Origin of the sequence: Rossellomorea aquimaris, from assembly GCF_001877785.1 — a bacterium.
Lineage (GTDB): Bacteria > Bacillota > Bacilli > Bacillales > Bacillaceae_B > Rossellomorea > Rossellomorea aquimaris_A.
Map to the genome: position 1 here is coordinate 93,014 of NZ_MINN01000161.1, position 20,031 is coordinate 113,044.

The 20,031-nt window shown below is 48.8% G+C and carries 25 protein-coding genes; 16 read left to right on the top strand and 9 right to left on the bottom strand.

What is annotated here, in order from left to right:
• Positions 1 to 75: 75 nt before the first annotated feature.
• The 4 genes from bshB2 to BHE18_RS22375 form a co-directional block, all read right to left on the bottom strand.
• The gene (gene bshB2 / locus BHE18_RS22360) at positions 76 to 759 is read right to left on the bottom strand and encodes a bacillithiol biosynthesis deacetylase BshB2 (protein WP_071620679.1); all 684 of its coding nucleotides are present in this window, start codon (positions 757 to 759) and stop codon (positions 76 to 78) included.
• Between the two features lie 16 nt (positions 760 to 775).
• The gene (locus tag BHE18_RS22365; protein WP_032086991.1) at positions 776 to 1,123 is read right to left on the bottom strand and encodes a YojF family protein; all 348 of its coding nucleotides are present in this window, start codon (positions 1,121 to 1,123) and stop codon (positions 776 to 778) included.
• Positions 1,124 to 1,609: 486 nt separating this feature from the next.
• Positions 1,610 to 2,419 carry a pyridoxine/pyridoxal/pyridoxamine kinase gene (gene pdxK, locus BHE18_RS22370; protein WP_071620680.1) on the bottom strand — a complete coding sequence of 270 codons (810 nt, stop codon included), beginning with the start codon at positions 2,417 to 2,419 and terminating at the stop codon, positions 1,610 to 1,612.
• A 137-nt stretch (positions 2,420 to 2,556) separates the two neighbouring features.
• On the bottom strand, positions 2,557 to 2,907 hold the full coding sequence (locus BHE18_RS22375; protein WP_071620681.1) for a general stress protein: 351 nt from the start codon (positions 2,905 to 2,907) through the stop codon (positions 2,557 to 2,559).
• Positions 2,908 to 3,053: 146 nt separating this feature from the next.
• Between BHE18_RS22375 and BHE18_RS22380 the strand changes: the two genes are divergently transcribed.
• From BHE18_RS22380 to BHE18_RS22400, 5 genes are all read left to right on the top strand, one after another.
• Positions 3,054 to 3,821: a DUF4230 domain-containing protein gene (locus tag BHE18_RS22380; RefSeq protein WP_440480411.1), complete on the top strand. Its 768-nt coding sequence runs from the start codon at positions 3,054 to 3,056 to the stop codon at positions 3,819 to 3,821.
• A 15-nt stretch (positions 3,822 to 3,836) separates the two neighbouring features.
• Entirely contained in the window at positions 3,837 to 4,511 is a 675-nt protein-coding gene (locus BHE18_RS22385) for a uracil-DNA glycosylase (RefSeq protein ID WP_071620683.1), read from the top strand.
• Positions 4,512 to 4,751: 240 nt separating this feature from the next.
• Positions 4,752 to 4,928 carry a uracil-DNA glycosylase gene (locus BHE18_RS22390; RefSeq protein WP_083573936.1) on the top strand — a complete coding sequence of 59 codons (177 nt, stop codon included), beginning with the start codon at positions 4,752 to 4,754 and terminating at the stop codon, positions 4,926 to 4,928.
• Between the two features lie 86 nt (positions 4,929 to 5,014).
• Complete coding sequence (locus BHE18_RS22395; RefSeq protein ID WP_071620684.1) at positions 5,015 to 5,314, top strand: YwdI family protein; 300 nt, start codon at positions 5,015 to 5,017, stop codon at positions 5,312 to 5,314.
• Between the two features lie 55 nt (positions 5,315 to 5,369).
• Entirely contained in the window at positions 5,370 to 5,741 is a 372-nt protein-coding gene (locus BHE18_RS22400; RefSeq protein ID WP_071620685.1) for a DUF423 domain-containing protein, read from the top strand.
• A 139-nt stretch (positions 5,742 to 5,880) separates the two neighbouring features.
• On the opposite strand, the gene gerQ is transcribed toward BHE18_RS22400, so the two are convergent.
• Complete coding sequence (gerQ, locus tag BHE18_RS22405) at positions 5,881 to 6,348, bottom strand: spore coat protein GerQ (RefSeq protein ID WP_235860429.1); 468 nt, start codon at positions 6,346 to 6,348, stop codon at positions 5,881 to 5,883.
• 53 nt (positions 6,349 to 6,401) lie between these two features.
• Positions 6,402 to 6,824, bottom strand: coding sequence for a cell wall hydrolase (locus BHE18_RS22410; protein WP_071620687.1), 423 nt, complete (start codon positions 6,822 to 6,824; stop codon positions 6,402 to 6,404).
• Between the two features lie 224 nt (positions 6,825 to 7,048).
• On the opposite strand from BHE18_RS22410, the gene BHE18_RS22415 reads away from it, so the two are divergent.
• Positions 7,049 to 7,966: a LysM peptidoglycan-binding domain-containing protein gene (locus tag BHE18_RS22415; RefSeq protein ID WP_071620688.1), complete on the top strand. Its 918-nt coding sequence runs from the start codon at positions 7,049 to 7,051 to the stop codon at positions 7,964 to 7,966.
• 51 nt (positions 7,967 to 8,017) lie between these two features.
• Here the strand turns inward: BHE18_RS22415 and hemQ are convergent, their stop codons facing one another.
• Positions 8,018 to 8,761 (bottom strand): hydrogen peroxide-dependent heme synthase, encoded by a 744-nt coding sequence (hemQ, locus tag BHE18_RS22420; RefSeq protein WP_071620689.1) that lies wholly within the window; start codon positions 8,759 to 8,761, stop codon positions 8,018 to 8,020.
• Between the two features lie 482 nt (positions 8,762 to 9,243).
• Here hemQ and pta point away from each other — a divergent pair, with 482 nt between their 5' ends.
• From pta to BHE18_RS22445, 5 genes are all read left to right on the top strand, one after another.
• A complete protein-coding gene (pta, locus tag BHE18_RS22425) occupies positions 9,244 to 10,215 on the top strand; it encodes a phosphate acetyltransferase (RefSeq protein WP_071620690.1) in 972 nt (323 codons plus the stop codon).
• A 148-nt stretch (positions 10,216 to 10,363) separates the two neighbouring features.
• The gene (locus tag BHE18_RS23415) at positions 10,364 to 10,501 is read left to right on the top strand and encodes a hypothetical protein (protein WP_171910774.1); all 138 of its coding nucleotides are present in this window, start codon (positions 10,364 to 10,366) and stop codon (positions 10,499 to 10,501) included.
• A 265-nt stretch (positions 10,502 to 10,766) separates the two neighbouring features.
• Positions 10,767 to 11,609 carry a lipoate--protein ligase family protein gene (locus tag BHE18_RS22435; RefSeq protein ID WP_071620692.1) on the top strand — a complete coding sequence of 281 codons (843 nt, stop codon included), beginning with the start codon at positions 10,767 to 10,769 and terminating at the stop codon, positions 11,607 to 11,609.
• 127 nt (positions 11,610 to 11,736) lie between these two features.
• On the top strand, positions 11,737 to 12,441 hold the full coding sequence (locus tag BHE18_RS22440) for an ABC transporter ATP-binding protein (protein WP_071620693.1): 705 nt from the start codon (positions 11,737 to 11,739) through the stop codon (positions 12,439 to 12,441).
• On the top strand, positions 12,431 to 13,570 hold the full coding sequence (locus BHE18_RS22445) for an ABC transporter permease (protein WP_071620694.1): 1,140 nt from the start codon (positions 12,431 to 12,433) through the stop codon (positions 13,568 to 13,570). The genes BHE18_RS22440 and BHE18_RS22445 overlap by 11 nt, the downstream gene beginning before the upstream one ends.
• A 297-nt stretch (positions 13,571 to 13,867) precedes the next feature.
• Here the strand turns inward: BHE18_RS22445 and BHE18_RS22450 are convergent, their stop codons facing one another.
• The gene (locus BHE18_RS22450; RefSeq protein ID WP_071620719.1) at positions 13,868 to 14,677 is read right to left on the bottom strand and encodes an RsfA family transcriptional regulator; all 810 of its coding nucleotides are present in this window, start codon (positions 14,675 to 14,677) and stop codon (positions 13,868 to 13,870) included.
• A 658-nt stretch (positions 14,678 to 15,335) separates the two neighbouring features.
• Here BHE18_RS22450 and BHE18_RS22460 point away from each other — a divergent pair.
• The 3 genes from BHE18_RS22460 to BHE18_RS22470 all read left to right on the top strand — a co-directional run bounded on the left by BHE18_RS22460 (position 15,336) and on the right by BHE18_RS22470 (position 17,851).
• Positions 15,336 to 15,560: a DUF1450 domain-containing protein gene (locus BHE18_RS22460; RefSeq protein ID WP_071620720.1), complete on the top strand. Its 225-nt coding sequence runs from the start codon at positions 15,336 to 15,338 to the stop codon at positions 15,558 to 15,560.
• A gap of 356 nt (positions 15,561 to 15,916) precedes the next feature.
• On the top strand, positions 15,917 to 17,218 hold the full coding sequence (locus BHE18_RS22465; protein ID WP_071620696.1) for an HD domain-containing protein: 1,302 nt from the start codon (positions 15,917 to 15,919) through the stop codon (positions 17,216 to 17,218).
• Between the two features lie 123 nt (positions 17,219 to 17,341).
• Complete coding sequence (locus BHE18_RS22470; protein WP_071620697.1) at positions 17,342 to 17,851, top strand: YwgA family protein; 510 nt, start codon at positions 17,342 to 17,344, stop codon at positions 17,849 to 17,851.
• A 285-nt stretch (positions 17,852 to 18,136) separates the two neighbouring features.
• Here BHE18_RS22470 and BHE18_RS22475 read toward each other — a convergent pair whose 3' ends face one another.
• Positions 18,137 to 18,322, bottom strand: a complete 186-nt coding sequence (locus BHE18_RS22475; protein WP_071620698.1) for a 2-hydroxymuconate tautomerase — start codon at positions 18,320 to 18,322, stop codon at positions 18,137 to 18,139.
• 167 nt (positions 18,323 to 18,489) lie between these two features.
• Between BHE18_RS22475 and BHE18_RS22480 the strand changes: the two genes are divergently transcribed.
• Together BHE18_RS22480 and BHE18_RS22485 are read left to right on the top strand one after the other, a co-directional pair.
• Positions 18,490 to 19,173 (top strand): site-2 protease family protein, encoded by a 684-nt coding sequence (locus tag BHE18_RS22480; RefSeq protein ID WP_235860430.1) that lies wholly within the window; start codon positions 18,490 to 18,492, stop codon positions 19,171 to 19,173.
• Positions 19,174 to 19,188: 15 nt separating this feature from the next.
• Entirely contained in the window at positions 19,189 to 19,695 is a 507-nt protein-coding gene (locus BHE18_RS22485; protein WP_071620699.1) for a YwhD family protein, read from the top strand.
• Positions 19,696 to 20,031: the final 336 nt, after the last annotated feature.

Genomic DNA, 20,031 nt, shown 5'->3' on the forward strand with positions numbered 1-20,031 from the left:
CAAAATAAAAAAAGCATGAAACATTTATCGAATGTCCCATGCTTTGGTGTATGCGTTCAGTTGTTCATTCAGACTTCAATCTACTTTATCGTTATCCCACTGATAGCTCCAGAAGACTTCGGTGGTGACCCATTTCAGGGCTTCCGGGTCGTTTGTTTTCAGGCCTTTTTCGAGATCCTGCAGCATCCAGGCTGTCTGTGAGATGTGGGCTTTCAGCGTTTCGATCTTTTGGTCCCTTACCGGTTTAATGTCGTTGACGATATCCGGTTCGCCGAGTTCTTCGCGGCAGTCCTTGGAGAACGCCAGGCAGTGCAATTTCGGACGGGACTCCTTCGGAAGGCGGCGCACCGCACGTACGACCGCACGCGCTGTCGCTTCGTGATCGGGGTGGACCGAGTAGCCCGGGTAGAAGCTGATGATCAGCGACGGATTGAGTTCTTCTATGAGTTCCGTCACCATGTTGGCGAGCTTCTCATCGTTCTCGAATTCGAGCGTCTTATCGCGGTAGCCCATCATGCGAAGGTCTTTGATGCCCATCGCTTCGGCTGCTTTTTTGAGTTCTTTTTTCCGGATGAGCGGCAGTGATTCACGGGTCGCGAACGGGGGATTCCCTAAATTGCGCCCCATCTCGCCGAGTGTGAGGCATGCATACGTCACAGGCGTGCCGCTGTTTATATGGGTTGAAATCGTTCCGGATACGCCGAATGCTTCATCATCCGGGTGCGGAAAGATGACCAGGACTCTTTTCTCTTTTTCCATTTTGGACTCTCCTTTCTTAATTAAACGGAGTCGGGCTGATTTCAAGTGCAACGGCAAGTTTTCCGTCTGCACCGTGACCGGCCATGAGCAGGCGGCCGTGCTCATCCATTTCGTAGTGGGTGAGGCCTTCTGCATAAATCCAGCCGAGCTCGATCTTCAGGCCGACGCGGAAAGGTCCGTCCCCGATGATTTTCCCGTGTTCGTAATTAACTTTAGCATTGCGGATATACGCGCCCGCATTGAAAAAGCCTTCGTTGAAATGAGCGGCGTACGCCCCGTTCGTCGTTTCCAAATGTATGTAGACATCCTGACGGGCGAATTGATTGATCAATCCCTGCGCGTCATCGATCTTGATCGGTTCCATTCCATTTCCTCCTTAGGTACAGAAAAGACTATTACGTATTATGTTCCATTTTACTAAAGTTTTTCGGTGAATGCGAAAAGTCTGTTTAGGAGGCTGCCACGTTTTCAGATGGGGAGATGGGGGAAGTTCCTGAGACGGCTTGGGCGGTTGGAGAAGCTGGGATGAAAGGATGTAAAGTCATTTTTTAAAAGGGTTTTGACAAATTTTCTTTTCTTTTACCGAGCTGTACCTTTTTGCTTAAGAGAATGCCTTTTTAATACTATTCCTACACTGAGCAGGCTGTGAAAACTCCCCTCAAAGCCTGGAATATTAATATAGTAATATTAATTGCGCCACTTTCTTGATAATTGCGCCGAATTCCAATTAATTGCGCCACTTGTCGAAAAATTGCTATCCCCAACAGGTCCCAGCCCCGCACATACAAAAAAGGAGCCAGGAACAAATCATCCGATCTGTGCCTGGCACCCATACCCTCAAAGCAAACGATTATTTTTCAAAACGATTATAAGCACCGTGCATCACAGGGCCTACATATTCGTTCAATTTAAAACCGTGTTTGATTGCCGCGGTTACGAATTTCTTCGCGTTTTGGACGGCTTCCTTCACATCCTGGCCGTTTGCAAGGTTGGATGTGATTGCCGCTGCAAACGTGCAGCCGGCGCCGTGGTTATAGGATGTTTCCACTTTTTCCTCTTCCAGCAGCGTGAACTCGCTACCGTCATAGAACAGGTCGAGTGCCTTGTCGTGTTCGAGCTGCTTGCCGCCTTTGATGATGACGTTCTTCGCGCCGAGGTCATGGATTTTCTTGGCGGCTTCCTTCATGCCGTCTATCGTTTTAATCGGGCCGGTCTGTGCAAGCTGGCCTGCTTCGAACAGATTCGGCGTTACGACGGTCGCGCGCTGAAGGAGGTGCTCCCTCATGGCGTCGGTCGTTTCGGGGTTCAGTACTTCGTCTTCCCCTTTGCACACCATGACAGGGTCGATCACCACTTTATCCAAGCCGAATTGGTCGATTTTCTTTGCTGCAAGCTCGATGATTTCAACCGTTCCGAGCATGCCTGTCTTCATCGCGTCGATCCCGACGGAAAGGACTGTTTCCAACTGTGCTTCCAGGGTGTCGATCGAAAGCGGGTGGACATTATGGTGCCAGTGGTTGTTCGGGTCCATCGTGACGACCGTGGTCAGGGCGGTCATTCCGTACACGCCGTGTTCCTGGAATGTTTTCAGGTCCGCCTGGATGCCGGCGCCGCCGCTCGTATCGGATCCTGCGATTGTAAGGGTCTTTTTCAAAGTCATGGATGATTACCTCCTATTGTCGTGTCCATTTTTTGTCTGAATAAAGGATATAATACTGCCGGTGGAATTACAAATGTTCAATCTTTTGACGCATGAAAAAAGCCCGTCCGGTATCGCGGGACGGGCTTTCAGTCACATCAGAAAGGATTGGCGTTGTTCGCTCTCGCTTCTTTTGAAGCGACGATGACGAGCTTGCCTTTGTCGAGCTCTTCTTCGTAAGTGTCTGCTTCGGTCTGGTTCATGCCGACGGCTTTCATTTTCGTGCGAAGTTCATCACCGCGGCTTTTGAACAAATTCCCCATGCTTTCGATCATGCCCTGTTCTTTCACGCCGATCGATTCGGTGCCTGTGCCTTCGGTAATGTGCTCTGAACGTTTTTTGTCATGTGCGAAGACATAAATGTCATCTTTCGTGAAACCTTCCATTGCCAGTGATTCGATTTTCGTTTTTGCTCCGACTACGTTTTCAACGACTTCAACTTTATACATATTTCTCAACCTCCTGAATTTTTTTTAGCTTGGTACTGCTTTTCCCGCTGTAGTCAAATTAAAACTTCCATAATCTAGCATTAAGATTTGAAAGAATAATTGTTTCCAAGATTCGACATATTTTCATATAATAGAGATAGAGGAAGGTGAAGGGCTTGAGCACCCAATATGAAAAGATCAGGAAAATGGAAGGGATTTTGGAAGAGTTGAAGGCGAGTGAGAGGGAAACAGGCGCGACGGCGGCTGTTCAACATAGAAGCAGGAGCGAAAGGAAATCATGGAAGGTGATGACGGGGGTTCTGTCGTTTTGGAAAAACAGGATCCTGCTCGTGCTGCTGGTGATTATTTTAGCAGTGGGAGGGACCGCTGCCATTATGTATACGTGGCTGTCGGGTTCCACTTTTACAGAGGAGAAGGGCTCGTTTGTCGAGCGGATACAGGATATGAGTTCGCTGGCGACCGCTCAAGGGTTTGTGAAGGCGGTCATCGAGCAGGAGGACAATCAGATTTTTGGAAAAGAGATCAGTGCGGATCTGCCCGGGACGAAGCGGAAACTTTTGATGGTGGTTCCCGGGACGGTGCTTGCGGGTGTTGATTTACAGCAGGTTGATAAAAACGATATAGTGGTAGATGAAGAGAAGAAGGAAATCCAATTGACACTTCCGCCTGCAGCGATCCTCCAGGATCCGTCACTCGACACGGACAATATCAAGACGTTTTCCGTGGAGGGGATCTTCCGGAGCGATGTTGACTGGGATGAAGGTTTCGCCCTTGCCGAAGTGGCAAAGGATATGATCAGCCAGGAAGCGGTGGATCAGGGGCTGCTGCAGGCTGCGGAGAAAAATGCCGAAAAGTCGCTGAAAGGCTTCTTTGAACAATTAGGCTATAAAGTGACCATCACGTACGAGAACTAGAAAGGATGTTCCGCGTTGTCATCTGCTGTTTTTAAAAACGACTGGTCTGAAGTCCTCGGGGAGGAGCTTCATAAAGACTATTATTTGAATTTGAGAGAGTGGCTGAAGGGTGAATATCAAGATTCGGCCACCCATCCATCGATGTACGATATCTTCAATGCATTTCATTATACGCCGTATCAGGATGTGAAGGTCGTCCTCTTGGGGCAGGATCCTTATCACGGGCCGAATCAGGCGGAAGGGCTCAGCTTTTCCGTCAAAAAAGGCGTCAAGGTGCCTCCGTCGCTCCGCAATATGTATAAGGAGCTCCACGATGATATCGGGTGTGAGATTCCGCAGCACGGGTCCCTCGTCAAGTGGGCGGAGCAGGGCGTCCTGCTCTTGAATACCGTCCTGACGGTGGAGGAAGGGAAAGCCCATTCTCACCAGGGCAAAGGCTGGGAGACGTTCACCGACAAGGTCATCACCCTGTTAAATGAACGCGAAAAGCCGATGGTGTTCCTACTTTGGGGAAAACCGGCCCAGAAGAAACGTGCACTGATTGATGAATCCAGGCACAAAATCATCACCGCCCCGCACCCGAGCCCGCTGTCTGCCCACCGCGGTTTCTTCGGGAGCAAGCCGTATTCGAAGGCGAATCAATTTTTAAAAGAGCAAGGGATGGATGAGATCGACTGGTGCATTGAATAAGGCTCTTTTCGCATACTTTGTTGCTTTCCACCCAAGAAGTATTTTCAGCTTGTCCGTCCGTTGTTTGAACTTGAGTTCGATAAGAGCACGTCCAAAAGCTATGTTCAGGATACAAGCCAATTTACGAAAGCAACAACTTTTAAACAGCCTTGAATAATGAAGTTGTTTCACGTGAAACATTCCTGAACCCCTCGTCCGGCAAGCGTGAGAGGGGTTTTAGTCTTGCAAGGAGGCTTTGATGTGGTGGAAAATGAAAAGCGGATCAACTGCTTTAAGTGCCGTTACTTTTATACAACATGGGAACCCGCCCACCCGAGGGGATGCAGGGGATACGGCTTCAAGACGAAAGCGATGCCGTCAACGGTGGTCCTTCAGTCATCGGGACGTCCGTGTTTGAAGTTTGTCGGGAAACCTTAGTGAGGGCGCTGAACATATTTGATTATGCTTCCATTTAGAAGTAGGATATAGATAATGAACGAAAGCTCGAAAGGAGGAAGCACAGGATGAATATTCCTCATCAAAGCGTCATCAAACAAATGGAACGTGAGCTGGCAAAGGCGAAATCTGCAGAGAAATCCCAGCAGATCCGGGAGCATATCAACTCGATCAAAGTGCTGTGCGAAGTCCTGCTTGAGGAAAACAGCCAGGCAGGAAGCTTCACCGCTCCCATCCAATCACAGCAGACCGTCCCATACATCTCCGACCGGCAGCAACAGCCTGAACGGCGGCCGGTGCAGATCCAGAAGGAAGAACCGCTGGAGACGGACGATGGAGCAAACGGGGATTCATTGTTCGATTTTTAAAAAATACGGGGTTTAAGGAGTTTATTCCCCTTAATACAAGTGGAGGAGCAGAACCATGAAAACATTCATTATCATCGGAGCGCTCAGTGCGTTCTTCTCGGTCGGCCTCGGGGCGTTCGGTGCCCATGCGCTCGAAGGCAAGATTTCTCAAAAATACATAGATACTTGGAATACAGGTGTCCTTTATCAAATGTTCCACGCAATCGGCATCATCATCATCGGTGTCCTGATGGGAACCTTCTCACCGACATCCCTATTATCATGGTCGGGCTGGCTGATGGTGATCGGGACGATCCTGTTCTCGGGAAGCCTGTATGTCCTGAGCCTGTCCGGCATCAAGGTACTTGGAGCGATCACACCACTCGGGGGAGTGAGCTTCCTTGCAGGGTGGATATTGCTTGTCATTTTTGCAGCGAAGACGATGTAATAACATCGGAGGCTGACTCTTATGGAGTCGGTCTTTTTTTGTGGTCAGTTATTTCGGCGTCTGTTCTTTGTCGATCTAGAGAAGTCCCTGAAAATAAAAAAAGTGTCCAAAATGAAATTTTGAACACTTGGGAATCTGCTTATCGCGGAGAATAGTTTGTAAGTCCGCCGCCGTTGAATGGATATTCGTATTCGATTTCTTCGTCGAAGGTGATGTAGTCAAGATAGATCATCGGAATCAGGTAGCGCGTTCCCGACTGGGGATCGCTCAGGATGAGATGATCGCGCCCGGCCGCCTCGATGACGCCTTTGAATACTTTTGCATTCCACTGTGTGTTATTTTCAAATGTCGTGTACACGGTCGCCACTTTTCCTTTGTTAAGGCGGAGGATGTTCTCGATATAAGATTCTTCAACAGGAAGCATGCCGGGAATGTTCTGGGACGGTCCCGGGGCATTTTGCTGTGCAGGCGGCTGCTGCATCCCGCCGTATTGACCCTGCTGGCCCTGCATCTGCCCTTGCCCCTGCATTCCGGCAGCATAGTACTGACGATATGGATCATACGCTTGATACCCTTGGTAATAAGGGTTGTATTCTTGATTTGACAAGTGATATACCTCCTTGAAAAACATGGATTTTAAAGCGTTCGGATCCCGGCACGTTAATAGGCTCTCGGACAATCCGCCCTGGTCGGGATGAAGAAGCAGTGCGATTTGAATCGGCCCGAGTTGGTTTGGTTATACCACTGGGCCGGGCAATCTCCTTCAGGCCGGAAAAACCATAACGCATTTGAAGCGGGATGGAATCTCTCGCCTTTAATGGTCCTTCTGGCAAGATTGATGTCTTTCTCCCTTGCCCGCTGATAAAAGTAGCCTTTCTGCGTGGCTTCGAATCCGCCGGGCTTTTGGAACACCATGCGCTGGATCGTATTGATGTCCTTGAAGTCCAGACATCTTACCCTTACACGGTTGATCCCGGTGTTACCCACCATCAGCATCCCGAGCTGACCGTCACCCTCGGCTTCGGCCCTCATCAATCGGGCGAGGAGCTTCACTTCCTTCTCATTATGGGGAACAACAGCCATCTTCCCACCTCACTTTAGAAGATGCTTTCTGTCTCACTAATTCATGTCTATGTCTGTTTGGAATAAGATATTCTTATATTTAGGGAGTGAAAGATGAATCATCTGATCCGGCCATTTTTCAAAATGGGCTCATTCTTACGTAACCGGACATTTTTCTTGCCGTCTAATGAAGTATAGGAAGAAGTAACAATGAGCATCATGAGAAAACATACTGGGGGATGAAGATGAAAAAAAGCAGTCTATTCAAATCAGCCGCACTCGCCCTGATCATCACGGCGCTGAGTGCATCAAGTGCAGGAGCCTCGGGATTCCATTTAATCAAAAAAGGGGACACTCTGTGGGGCTTATCTCAGAAATACGGGTTGACGATGGACCAGTTGAAGGAAAGCAACAACCTAAACTCAAGCGTGATCCTTGCGGGCGATAAGCTCCGTTTTGAAAAAATGATCACCATCGAAAAAGGGGACACCTTATGGAGCCTCGCGAAGAAGCAACACACGACAGTCGGGCAGCTGAAACATGTGAACGGACTGAAATCCGACACCATCTATGCCGGACACAAACTGATCATCCCGGCGTTCGTGCTGGTCAGGCCGGGGGATACATTATGGGGGATCAGCCAGACGTACGGCTTGACCGTAGATGAACTGAAGAGGAATAACGGCTTGAAAAGCAGCCTCATTTTTACCGGGCAGGTCTTGAAAGTGAATAAGGTTACATCGGACAAATCGACGGGTTATGATGCCGACAAGGTCATTCCCGGTTTGACGCCGCGTCCGGGCTATTACTATACGGCGGAGGAACCGAGAAAATTCATCCTTCAATCCAACGACGATTATTATTTTACAAGAGTCGAAGTCATCCTTGCCGGTACAGATATCAGCTCCTTGAAAAAACAGGCGCAGAATGAGCTCCGCCTGCTCGGCAAGGTGACCGAACTCCCTTCTGAGAATTCACTGCCGTTTTACAAAGGGTCGGAATTCGTGATGCACGCCCATGACTCAGGCGTACAGAAGAACATTGTGGTAAAAGAAGTGGACGGCGTCCTGCTGAAGTTTACGATTCATTTCCGGAATGCGGAGGAGTCGGAAGGGATCGTTCCTGAAATGCTGAAGATGCTGAATACGATTGAAATAAAATAAAGAAAAAAGCAGTCCTCCCGGGTTTGACCCGGGAGGACTGCTTTTTCATTTTTACACGTGAAGGAACTTTTCAATCCCATCTTCTTCTAAAAGGTTGCCGACATAGAATGCACCGAATTCGCCGTAGCGTGCGCTGACTTCGTCGAAGCGCATTTCGTATACAAGCTTTTTGAATTGAAGAACGTCATCGGTGAACAGGGTCACGCCCCATTCGTAATCGTCAAAGCCGACAGAACCGGTGATGATCTGCTTGACCTTGCCGGCATACTGGCGGCCGATCATGCCGTGGCTCTTCATCAACGCGCGGCGTTCTTCCATCGGAAGCATATACCAGTTGTCATTGCCCTGGCGGCGCTTGTCCATCGGATAGAAGCAGACATGCTTCGCTTTCGGAAGGATCGGATAGATGCGCTCCTGAACATAAGGGTTTTCATAAGGATCGCCCTCGGTCGGCATGTAGTTTCCTAGCTCTACGACAGAAACGTAAGAGAATGTCGGAATCGTGAATTCAGCAATTTTCAGCTTGTTGAATTCGTTTTCGAGCTCATTCAATTCTTCCATCGTAGGACGAAGGATCATCATCATGAAGTCCGCTTTTTGCCCGACGATTGTGTATAGGGCATGGCTTCCTTCTTTTGCAGCCTGAGTCGTGTTCAACTTATCTAAGAAACGGCGGTATTCAGCGATTGCCGCTGAACGTTCCTCACTCGGAAGCATCTTCCATGAAGTCCAATCCATTGCACGGAAATCATGCAGTGAATACCAACCATCCAATGTTTGTGCTGGTTCTGCCATGTTCAATCACTCCTTGAATTCTATTTCCATTTGAGCTTTTTTCGCATTGCTGCCGCTATAAACATATTTGAATGGTAGTTCAGTTATACGTCCGCATCCTGTTCAAGGTTCTTTTCGAAAAGAGCACGTCACGAGCGCTCCAAATAAAAAAACAGAACAGGTACGTAAGCAACAACTCTAAAAAAACCCTTTCAATGTCACTATATCATAGTTTGGTCAAAGAAGAAGAACGTGAAACCCAAATGTCGTTAAAATGGCACAATTATAGGATAGGAAGCGTTTTTACGGAACACACTAAAAGGTGTTACATAAGGGATTGTCTGCATGGCGGACCGGGTATAGGAATGATGTGTGGCGAAGGGGAATTTTTTGAAAACAAAGACTTTGCAAGTGTAACCGAATACATTTTCCCTTTTCCTTGAATTCCTATATGAGTAGAGTATTCTAAGAATGGATATGTATAAATCAAGGAGGTTCCTCTATTGAGTAACTTATTTACGACACTGACAGATAAAATCAAAGGCAAAGAATTGAAAATCGTCTTCCCTGAAGGAAAAGACGAACGCATCGTACGCGCTGCATCCCGTCTGGCAAGCGACGGCATCCTGACTCCGATCATCATCGGGAACGCGCTTGAAATCCAAACGGTTGCAGATCAATCAGGCGTGAAGCTTGACGGCTGTGAACTCGTGGACCCTGCATCCTTCGACGGCATGGACGACCTTGTGAAAAGTTTCGTCGAGCGCCGTAAAGGAAAAGCGACAGAAGAAGATGCGAAGAAGATCCTTTTGGACGGCAACTACTTCGGAACGATGCTTGTATACACTGGACAGGCACAAGGCCTAGTGAGCGGCGCCGCCCACTCAACAGCTGACACGGTCCGCCCTGCGCTTCAGATCATCAAGACAAAAGAAGGCGTGCGCAAAACATCAGGCGTGTTCATCATGGTGCGCGGCGATGAGAAATACGTATTCGCCGACTGCGCGATCAACATTTCACCTGACAGCCAGGACCTTGCTGAAATCGCGGTGGAAAGCGGAAAGACTGCAAGCATGTTCGACATCGACCCGCGTGTTGCGATGCTCAGCTTCTCAACGAAAGGATCTGCAAAATCAGCAGAAACTGAAAAAGTGGTAGAAGCTGTGACGATTGCAAAAGAAAAGTCACCTGAACTGACAGTGGACGGCGAATTCCAATTCGACGCAGCCTTCGTCCCATCCGTTGCAGAGAAAAAAGCACCGGGTGCAGACATCCAGGGTAACGCCAACGTATTCGTATTCCCGAGCCTCGAAGCAGGGAACATCGGCTACAAAATCGCCCAGCGCCTAGGAAACTTCGAAGCAGTAGGCCCGATCCTCCAAGGATTGAACGCCCCTGTAAACGACCTTTCCCGCGGATGCAACGAGGAAGATGTATATAAATTGGCATTGATTACAGCTGCTCAGGCGCTGTAATTTGCTGAAGGAAGCTGGACTCCTTTTATGGGGGTCCCGCTTTTTTGTTTGTGGTGAGGTTTTTTGGGGTGTACCTGGTACAACGGGGGTGGTTTGTACCAGGTACAGGTTTGATGGATTGTACCAGGTAAGGTACAAAACGGGGGGAATGTACCAGGTACAAGCGGCTGGATTTGTACCTGGTACACCGATCACCCGGGTGCAGCGGGGTGCCTGGCTCGATTGGGTTGATTTGAGCCAGGGTCAAAATGGGGATTCTGAGCCAGGCTCGTTTTGGCCGGATTGAGCCAGGCTCAAAAAAGGGAATCTGTGCCTGGCACAAATCAGTGCCATTGTTCCTGGCACAATATCACCGTTCTGTGCCAGGAACAAATCCCGCCTGCTGTGCCTGGCACAAAACGCCCCCTCCATGCCAGGCACCGATCCCCACGCCCGCAGCCGAACCCGGATCCCAGTCTCAGTCCCACTCCCACTCCCCGCCAAGTCCCAGGCATCCCCCAACCAATTTATGATATAATAAACCCGCATGTTTTCAGTGAAGGAGAAGCGTTATGGATAAGGAAAAAGCGTATGCACTGCTCCGTCAGGAACGATGGAGGGTGATTGATCAGTCGAGTCTCGGGCCGATGTTCGGTGGGCTGCAGTCTTTTGCAATGGATGATACGTTGTGCACGGCTGTCGGGGCTGACCAGTCCGATCCGGCTGCCCGTTCGTGGGTCCATCATCAGACGGTGGTGCTTGGGATACAGGATACGAAATTGCCGTTTCTTTCTGAGGCGTTAGGCGTGTTGGAGGAAGCGGGTTATCAATATATTGTGAGGAACTCCGGGGGGCTGGCCGTGGTGCTGGATGAAGGGGTTCTGAATTTGTCGCTCGTGTTCCCGGATTCGGAGAAAGGGATCGATATCAATAGAGGATACGATGCGATGTGGCTGCTCGTTCAGGAGATGTTCAAGGATTTCGATGCGGAAATGGAAGCGAAGGAAATCACGGAATCGTACTGTCCGGGAAGCTATGACCTGAGCATCCGCGACCGGAAATTTGCAGGGATTTCGCAGCGGCGGATCCGGAACGGTGTGGCGGTTCAGATCTATCTCTGCGTGAACGGAAGCGGTTCGGAGCGTGCGGAGCTGGTCCGCCGTTTTTATGAAACGGGGCTGAAGGGAGAACAGACGAAGTTCACGTTCCCGTTGATCCGTCCTGAGGTGATGGCTTCATTATCGGAGCTCCTGGGTGTCGAGCTGACCGTGCAGGATGTGATGCTCCGCTTTCTGCAAGCACTGAAATCGTTCGGCGGGATTTATTCCAGTGCCCTTCAGGGTGAAGAATACACGATGTACGAAACGTATTACCAGAGAGTCGTGGAGCGGAACGAGAAGGTATTGGGCGAATAAGCAAAGACCAAATGGCCGTGGGGCGCATTTGGTCTTTTTTATAGGTATATGGTAAAAAATTGAAACTTTTCCTCTTCGTAGTTCGTACATGTAAAAAACATCGTACTTCATACTGGAGGAGAATGCAGTGTATTTAACAGTTGATATAAACGAAGCAGGTTATGCAGGGAATACAAATGTACTGAAGGATATCCGTTTCTCGGTCGGTCCGGGGGAGCTTGTCGGGCTAATCGGGCCGAACGGAGCGGGGAAAAGCTCGACGATCAAATCGATTATCGGGATCCTCAAACATGTGGGCGGAAAGGTGGAGGTGGGGGATTATGCGTATATCCCGGAGCGGCCGGTTTTTTACGACCGCCTGACGTTATGGGAGCATATCGATTTTCTTCTTTCCACGCTCGACGTCCAGGAAGAGGAATTCAAGCTCGAGGCGAAGAGGCTGCTGGAGTTTTTTCAGCTGTCACAGCGGATCCACAACTATCCGGAGAGTTTTTCAAAAGGGATGCAGCAGAAGGTGATGCTGATTCTTGCGTTCTTGAAAAAGCCTGATCTGTATATCATTGATGAACCGTTCATGGGGCTGGATCCGAATGCTGTGAAGAAGCTGCTGCAGCTGATCGATCATGAAAAGAAGCGCGGAGCCGGTATCCTGATGTCGACTCACGTGCTGGATACGGCCGAGAAAATTTGCGACCGGTTTGTCCTGATCTCGAACGGAAAGCTTGTGGTGCAGGGGAAATTGGAAGAGGTCCGGCGCGACAGCGGCCTGGAGGAAGGTTCATTGTTCGATTGTTTTGATCTGCTGACGGAGCGTGACAGTCATGCGGGCTAGCACGTTGTTCAGGAGGAGGCTGACTGCAGAGCGGGGCTATCAATGGGGCGTTATGAAGACGGTCCTTGACTGGACGATCGTCGTTTATCTGGTCATCCCGGTGATGATCGCGGCTCCTTTTTTGTACGCGGATATGTGGGAGCACAGCGGTCTTTATTGGAGCGGGCGGCTTCCCTTCACCGTTTTATTTGTTCTCATTCTGCTGGTGACGGCCGGCGGGAATTTCAGGACCTATTTAATGGAGGCAGACCTTTTGTACCTCCTTCAGAAAAAAGAACTTCTTGTCCCTTTTAAACGTCTCGGGTTTTTATATTCGGCGGCGGGGTCGGTGATCCGGGTTATGGCTGCAGGTGTCATTGCGCTTCCTTTGTTCGCTGGTGAGTACGGGTTGACGGCTGTGGAGGTCCTGCCTTTGTTGGCAGCGGTGCTTGCTGTGAAGCTAGTTTTGATGACGGTGAAAAAGTTCATTTCTAAGGGATCGGTTATATTTGCGGTGTTCGTTCTGCTCACGGCTGGAGCAGTCGTTATGGTGACGAACGCGGCACCGGGATTGGCCGGCGTTTTTAGTCTTTTCATTTCGGCCGCGGTCATTTTCTATCATTTGAAACAGATGCCTCGCTCTGACCGATGGTTCATGAAAGAGATCGAAATCGAGAATCGCGAAAAGGTCAGGTATATCAAGCTGATTCTGACGTATTCGATGGAAGTGGAAAAGGAACCTGTCGACCAGAGGAACAGTCCGATCATTATGTTCCGCGATTCGAAGCGGATTTTTAAAGGAGACCGCTCAAAAGAAGATGGTCTTCTGGAACTCGTGGTGAAGGGTTTTTTGCGAAGGAACTATTTGATGCTTTATATCCAGATGTTTTTCTTGACGCTGTCGGCGGTCATCGTGTTGCCGGTATGGCTGAAATGGATCGTCTTTGCAGGTTTCGTTTTTTTCATCCAATCGTGGCTGAAAAGCCTGTTCCAGAAAATGCTGGAAAGCCCGTTTTTCGCGGTAGTCCCTTATGACAAAAAGCTGGAAAATCCGGTCTGGGGGCGGTTTAGGAAACTGTTCGCCTTTCCGGTGATCGGCCTGGCGGGGGCAGCGGTGGTTTTATTCACGATCATCGGACTGATCAGCTGACGGGATTGGAGAATGGTAGAGTTTGAGGAGGCGGGGGTGAGGTGCCGGTGTATACCGAATGGTGTATCCTGACCTGCTATCACCCTTATATTAAACCAATTCGCCACATATATGGGGCCAGTCCTCACTTATGTTTAATATCTCGCACATATATTAGGTGCTCCCGCATTTAAATCCGGGTCGTGAGGGTGAAACAAAAGGGAATCCCCCCCTTCCACTATAAAAGCCAGCACACCTTTTTCAAAAAAGGCATACTGGCTTGGGAACCCTATTAAAAGGGGGGCTCACATATATAAGTTACTCTGCGACCTTCTCCAGGTTGCCGTTGCGGTCCATTTTGAAGCGCGGTGCTTTTGCTTCGCCCTCCTCATCGAACAGGACGAGCTTCCTGGCGCGGTTCATGATCTGCATGAGTGTTTCGTAATCTTCCTGCATCGTGACGGAGTTGGTTTCGAGCTCGGCGACTTTCTTTTCAAGCTCCTTGTTTTCTCTCCTAATCTCGGCGATTTCATGCTTCAATCTTTGATTCTCGATTTTTACGATATCCGAGTTCACGCTCGTCTGTGCCATGTTCTGCAGGAAAGCGATCACTTTTTCGAGTGTGACTTCCCCGCGAAGGCCTGACGGATTCACCATATGCTTACTGGCTGGTGCCTGCGGAGCGGCGGTTTGCTCTTCTGCTTCCACTGGAACTTCAGCTTCTGCCTGGGCGGCTTGCTGTGAAAGCTGCTCGGTTGCCGGTACATAATCCTCGAATTGGAACTCCATTTCTTCTTCCGCTTCTTCCATTGATAGAGACATAGCATCAAGCTCTTCCATTGAAGGTGTAGGCGGCTTGTATAATAGCTTCTTCTTTCCGCCCTGATCTTTCCCCAGCAGGCGGTGGCGCTGTTTGCGCTGTTTTTTTGCAAGCTGCAGTGCTTTTTCATACTGGTGGCGCACCACTGCATTCCAGCGGAACCCGCAGGCTGCGGATGTGCGGTTCAGTTTATCCCCGACTTCTTCGAATGCGTTCAACTGTGTGCTGCCTTCGCGTACATGGCGCAGGACCGTTTCGGCTAAAAGCAGATCGTTTTCTTCGGTCCAGGCATCCTGTCTTGTTTTCATCATTCTCATCTCAACTCCCAACTTTTACTTGAAATTTGTTCGTTGGTAAAAGGATGGGCAGTTTTATAGATTTTTATACGAATATGTTAAAAATTTTTTGAAGTTGGTAGTTTCGTTGTGCGGTTCTTTGAATGCCGCTTATTGATTTCCGTGCAGGACTACGCTTTCCGCGGGCGGCCGGTGAGCACCATTTTTTTGATTGTACCTTACATCGCCGCTATTGATTTCCGTGGAAGACTACGCTTTCCGCGGGTGACCCGTGAGCCTCCTGCCTTTTTCATCGGGGGAGGAACTGTCCAGCTGCAGGGCTTAGAGGCACATGTCATAAGTCAAACCGGCCAAGAAGGCAAAGAACGCCTTCGTGACCGATTCGCCTTATGCCACACGCCTCTGAGCAAAGCCCCTCCGCTTTTCTAATAGGAGTCTTCGTCTTCCACTCCAATCAAACGCTGGATTCGTTTGATACAATGGGTCCACCTTAAATAATAATGAAATATCTTCCTTCTCAAATGCATCTATAAAACCCTGCTGGAGGGAAGAATAGTCTCCACAACCTGGAAACGTCGCTCTCTTGCAAATCGCTTCAGAAAACTGTATTCTAGAAATCGATGTTTGTATGAAAATAATTGATTCGATAGATAGAAAGGGTTGTTGGCAGGTGGCAAACGAATTCAGGGTTTGCGATGATTGTCAGGCCGTGAACTTAAAGACTTTGATTCCGAAATTAAAAGAGATGGACCCGGACGCACCAATCGATATTGCGTGTCAGTCCTATTGTGGTCCAGGACGCAAAAAGACATTCGCCTTTGTCAATAATCGTCCGGTAGCGGCATTGACGGAAGAAGAATTAATGGAAAAGATCGAAAAGAAATTGAAGAAATAAATGCGTGGTACAGCAAACTTCCTTTGAGGGAGTTTTTTCTTTTCCCTTTTAAACCGGTGAAAGCCCTCCATTACATGCGCGAAACGGCCGATGATTCAGGTCCATGCCGGAGATTGGTTTAAAAAGGTTTACGCGTCCCCCTGGAAGGAAATATTTAAGGGATGGAGAAGTATTGGAGAGAGCATGAAAATGTTTGTCAAGATGGTTAGAAAGCTGAAATTTTTTTGAGGGTGACGGAGTGCCCGGTGTGCGTTGTTCAGGGGACATTTTTATATTTTTTTCGACAAAATTCGAGATGAATGCCGGGTACAAAGTCGCTATAATAGAAATATGCTAGTTTAGGAAGAGGGTAGAAGATGGAGTATTCCAAGCAGAAATTACATGAAGAAAAAGTATTCAAAGACCCTGTTCATCGGTATGTTCATGTAAAGGACCGCGTGATTTGGGATCTCATCGGGACGAAGGAGTTCCAGCGCCTCAGACGGGTCAGGCAGCTCGGTACGACGTATTTGACCTTCCACGGGGCGGAGCACAGCCGCTTCAACCACTCCCTCGGTGTTTACGAAATCATCCGCCGCATCGTGGATGATGTCTTTGATGGACGTCCGGAATGGGATCAGGAGGAACGTCTTCTTTCCCTGTGTGCAGCCCTGCTCCATGACCTCGGCCACGGGCCTTTTTCACATTCGTTTGAAAAGGTGTTCCACCTCGATCATGAGCATTTCACGCAGGCGATCATTTTGGGCGACACCGAAGTGAATGGGGTCCTTACGAAAGTCGGGAAGGATTTTCCGAAGCATGTAGCGGAGGTCATCGCAAAGACCTATGAGAACAAGCTTGTCGTCAGCCTGATTTCGAGCCAGATCGATGCCGACCGCATGGATTACTTGCAGCGCGATGCCTATTTTACGGGAGTGAGCTACGGACATTTCGACATGGAACGCATCATGCGCGTGATGAGGCCGCGTGAAGATCAGGTCGTGATCAAGCAGAGCGGGATGCATGCCGTCGAGGATTACATCATGAGCCGCTATCAGATGTACTGGCAGGTCTACTTCCATCCAGTGACACGCAGTGCGGAAGTGATCCTGACGAAGATTTTACATAGAGCGAAGGAGCTTCATGAAACGGGATACTCTTTCAAGCAGAAGCCCCTTCATTTTTACTCGCTTTTTACAGGAAGCGTCGCACTTCAGGATTATTTGAAGCTCGATGAATCGGTGATCATGTATTATTTTCAAATCTGGCAGGAAGAAGAGGACGGAATCCTGCGCGATTTATGCGAGAGATTCATGAACCGCAACCTCTTCAAATACGTGGAATTTGATCCGGCGAAGGAATACAAGAAGCACAGTGAGCTAGAGACCCTGTTTAAAAAAGCAGGCATCGACCCCGAGTATTATCTGGTGGTGGACTCATCTTCTGATCTTCCGTACGATTTCTACCGGCCTGGTGAGGAAGAGGAACGACTTCCAATTCATCTTTTAATGAGAAACAACGAGCTTCGGGAGCTCTCGAGGGAATCGGATATCGTCGATTCCATCTCGGGCAAGCGCAGAACCGACCATAAATTATACTATCCAGTGGATTTACTATACGACGAATCAACGAAGAAGAATATAAAGAGACAGATACGGACGATTCTGGAACTTTCTTAGAAAAAGGCTGTATGGGTGAATGGCTCGCGCGATCGGTGCGCGGGCATCATCTGCAGGACAGCCCCGACACCTATGCCAACGGAGAATCGCTTATGCAATACTAGGAGTAGGAGATGACGTACATTGTTGAAAGAACATGCAAAACTGATGAGTGCCTTTTTAGCGTCCGGCGAAGTGGTGGGGAGGAAGAAGCTGCAGAAGATGATCTTCATCGCCAAGAAGCTCGCTTTCCCGTTTCAGGAAAAATTCCAATTTCATTTTTACGGCCCTTATTCGGAGGAGCTGACCCTGCGCGTCGAGGAACTTTGCAATATGGGGTTCATCTCGGAGGTGCGCGAGAAAAAGGGCGGCTATTACCAGTACCGCTACACCGTCACGAAGGAAGGGGAAGAATTCCTTTCACTCTATGAAAAGGACATTCCGTCCCTGAAGGATTGCCTTACGGACATGAACACGCAGTCTGCACGCTTTTTGGAGCTTGTTTCAACGGTTTTATATTTTGATAATCTTACTAAAGAAGAAGTCTGCGAGAAGGTCTTCACGCTAAAGAGCAAGCAGAAGTATACGGAAGAAGAAATCGATGAGGCGTTTGCCTATATCGACGGGTTGAAGAAGCTGAAGGTTGTTCAATAATTGGATGAAGGGCTGCTCTTAGAGGAAGGGCGGTCTTTTTATTTGGTTTGGGGAGTGAAGCTCAGGCGGATGCCGTTTATGGATGGCGGTTTTGTGGCAGGGGCTGGGAACTTATTTATGCTGACAAATCGGGAAGATATGCTGAACAATTTTCGTTTATGCTGAATTTTTTCTTTTTATGCTGAAAAAATAAGATATATGCTTAATTTACCTTTAATTGGAAATTTCGCAGCCCATCCCCTGTCCAAAATAAAAACACCCTCCAATCAAGGGTGTCTCACAAACCTACTGATCACTCAATCTCTTCCCGCCGACGGCGTAGTGGCCTTTTGTCATTTCTTCGATGAAGACGACGATTTTGTCTTCGGCGGCGCCGGTTGTTTCGCTGACGGACCGGGTGACTTTTTCGACGAGTGCTTTCTTTTGGTCTTCTGAACGTCCTTCAAGCATTTTTACGGTTACGTAAGGCATTATGATTCGCTCCTTATCCTTGATTTTGATACAATCGTGGGTAGAACCCCATCTTTACTGTAATCCTGCGGGGGCGGGGAAGCAAGCGTAAGTTGAAAGTCATGAGCAGGACTTTTTCTGTATACTATTGAATAAGAAAGTAAACCATTTTTAAAGGAGTACATAGTTTGGATACTTTTCGCAGTTTTTTTGAATCTATTTCGGTCTTTTCGCTTGAAGAGCTTCCGTTTGTGGTCATTGCATTGGTGCTCGCCTTCACGGTCCATGAGTTTGCCCATGCGTATGTGGCCTATAAATTCGGGGACACGACAGCGAAGGATCAGGGAAGGCTGACGCTGAATCCTGTTCAGCATCTTGATCCTTTCGGGACAATCCTGATCCTGATTGCAGGTTTCGGTTGGGCGCGGCCGGTTCCCGTGATGCGTTCGCGCTTCAAGAACCCGCGGCTTGCGGGCATTCTCGTCTCGGCTGCAGGACCGCTGAGCAACTTCCTGATTGCCTTCATCGCGTTCGGCCTGTTTTATTTCTTTGTCGGTGTGACGGGAGGCGGGATTCCTCCGTTCGTGATCGACCTTCTTCAGATGATCGTCGAACTGAATATCCTTCTGTTTGTGTTTAACCTGCTGCCATTTCCTCCACTTGACGGCTACCGGATCATCGAGGATCTGTCGCCGCCGAATGTGAGGGTGAAAATGAGCAAGTTTGAACAATACGGCATCCTGCTGTTTCTGATCCTGGTAATCACACCGCTTGACCAATACACGATCTGGCCGTTTCTGAATACAGGCATGAGTGCGACCGGTCAGGCATTCAGCACGATTTACGGAACAATCTTTTCAATTTTTAGCTAAAAGGAGTGAGTTTCGATGGAAAAGAAAAAGAACATCGGATTCAATATCATAAAAAGTGACCCGACGGACGGCCACGGGGGCTTCGGTGTCGGATCGCTGAGCCTTGATAATGTTTCTCCTGTCATGATCGATGTCGAAGAAGGGGAAGCGACGATCGAGATCGGGGCGATGCATGCGCGGAGCCCGATGGAACGAGGGATCAAATTCACGAACAACCGCGAGGATTCGGCCGGCGGCAAGCCGTACTGGCTGATCTGGGTTACGATCGACCGCACCGATGAAGGCCCTTATTATGCAGGGGTGACAGCCTGTGAAATGGTCATGAACCGTGAAAAGCGCAGAGGCTACAAGTCGATGCCTGAGCACGTGAATCATATGGATAAATCCATCAAGCGTCACATCATCGTCGATCATATGGACGATAAGTCAAAGGGAATCCTTACAGACTTCCTGAAAAATCACGACCAGGGCATGTGGGACCGTTCCAAGCCTGAACTGAAGGAAGCACTGAAAGCTGAATAAATGGAAGAGTCTGTCCTTCACTGCGGGAACGCAGCGGGGGACGGACTTTTTATTTTCGACAAAATTCTTAATTTGTGAACAAATTGTGACATTTATTTGAAAGTGACTTTCACATCTTGTACTCCTGTTGGAAAAAAAGTACACTTAAAGCACAGTTTGCACATAAACTAGGACATGAAAGACCCCGGGTTCGCACAAGCCCGGGGTTTTTCGTTTTAATAGATGGCTGTTTTCTAAAAGATTGTTGCTCTTCGTAAATAGGCTTGTAACCTGAATGCAGCTTGTGGACGTGCTCTTTTCGGACTCAAGTTTAAACCAGAGAAGGACGGACAACCC

Coding starts and splice junctions, on each gene's coding strand:
- bshB2 (WP_071620679.1), bottom strand. CDS start 759: ATGGAAAAAGAGAAAAGAGTCCTGGTCATCTTTCCGCACCCGGATGAT.
- BHE18_RS22365 (WP_032086991.1), bottom strand. CDS start 1,123: ATGGAACCGATCAAGATCGATGACGCGCAGGGATTGATCAATCAATTC.
- pdxK (WP_071620680.1), bottom strand. CDS start 2,419: ATGACTTTGAAAAAGACCCTTACAATCGCAGGATCCGATACGAGCGGC.
- BHE18_RS22375 (WP_071620681.1), bottom strand. CDS start 2,907: ATGTATAAAGTTGAAGTCGTTGAAAACGTAGTCGGAGCAAAAACGAAA.
- BHE18_RS22395 (WP_071620684.1), top strand. CDS start 5,015: ATGAATATTCCTCATCAAAGCGTCATCAAACAAATGGAACGTGAGCTG.
- BHE18_RS22400 (WP_071620685.1), top strand. CDS start 5,370: ATGAAAACATTCATTATCATCGGAGCGCTCAGTGCGTTCTTCTCGGTC.
- BHE18_RS22410 (WP_071620687.1), bottom strand. CDS start 6,824: ATGGCTGTTGTTCCCCATAATGAGAAGGAAGTGAAGCTCCTCGCCCGA.
- BHE18_RS22415 (WP_071620688.1), top strand. CDS start 7,049: ATGAAAAAAAGCAGTCTATTCAAATCAGCCGCACTCGCCCTGATCATC.
- hemQ (WP_071620689.1), bottom strand. CDS start 8,761: ATGGCAGAACCAGCACAAACATTGGATGGTTGGTATTCACTGCATGAT.
- BHE18_RS23415 (WP_171910774.1), top strand. CDS start 10,364: ATGTACCAGGTACAAGCGGCTGGATTTGTACCTGGTACACCGATCACC.
- BHE18_RS22435 (WP_071620692.1), top strand. CDS start 10,767: ATGGATAAGGAAAAAGCGTATGCACTGCTCCGTCAGGAACGATGGAGG.
- BHE18_RS22445 (WP_071620694.1), top strand. CDS start 12,431: ATGCGGGCTAGCACGTTGTTCAGGAGGAGGCTGACTGCAGAGCGGGGC.
- BHE18_RS22450 (WP_071620719.1), bottom strand. CDS start 14,677: ATGAAAACAAGACAGGATGCCTGGACCGAAGAAAACGATCTGCTTTTA.
- BHE18_RS22465 (WP_071620696.1), top strand. CDS start 15,917: ATGGAGTATTCCAAGCAGAAATTACATGAAGAAAAAGTATTCAAAGAC.
- BHE18_RS22475 (WP_071620698.1), bottom strand. CDS start 18,322: ATGCCTTACGTAACCGTAAAAATGCTTGAAGGACGTTCAGAAGACCAA.
- BHE18_RS22485 (WP_071620699.1), top strand. CDS start 19,189: ATGGAAAAGAAAAAGAACATCGGATTCAATATCATAAAAAGTGACCCG.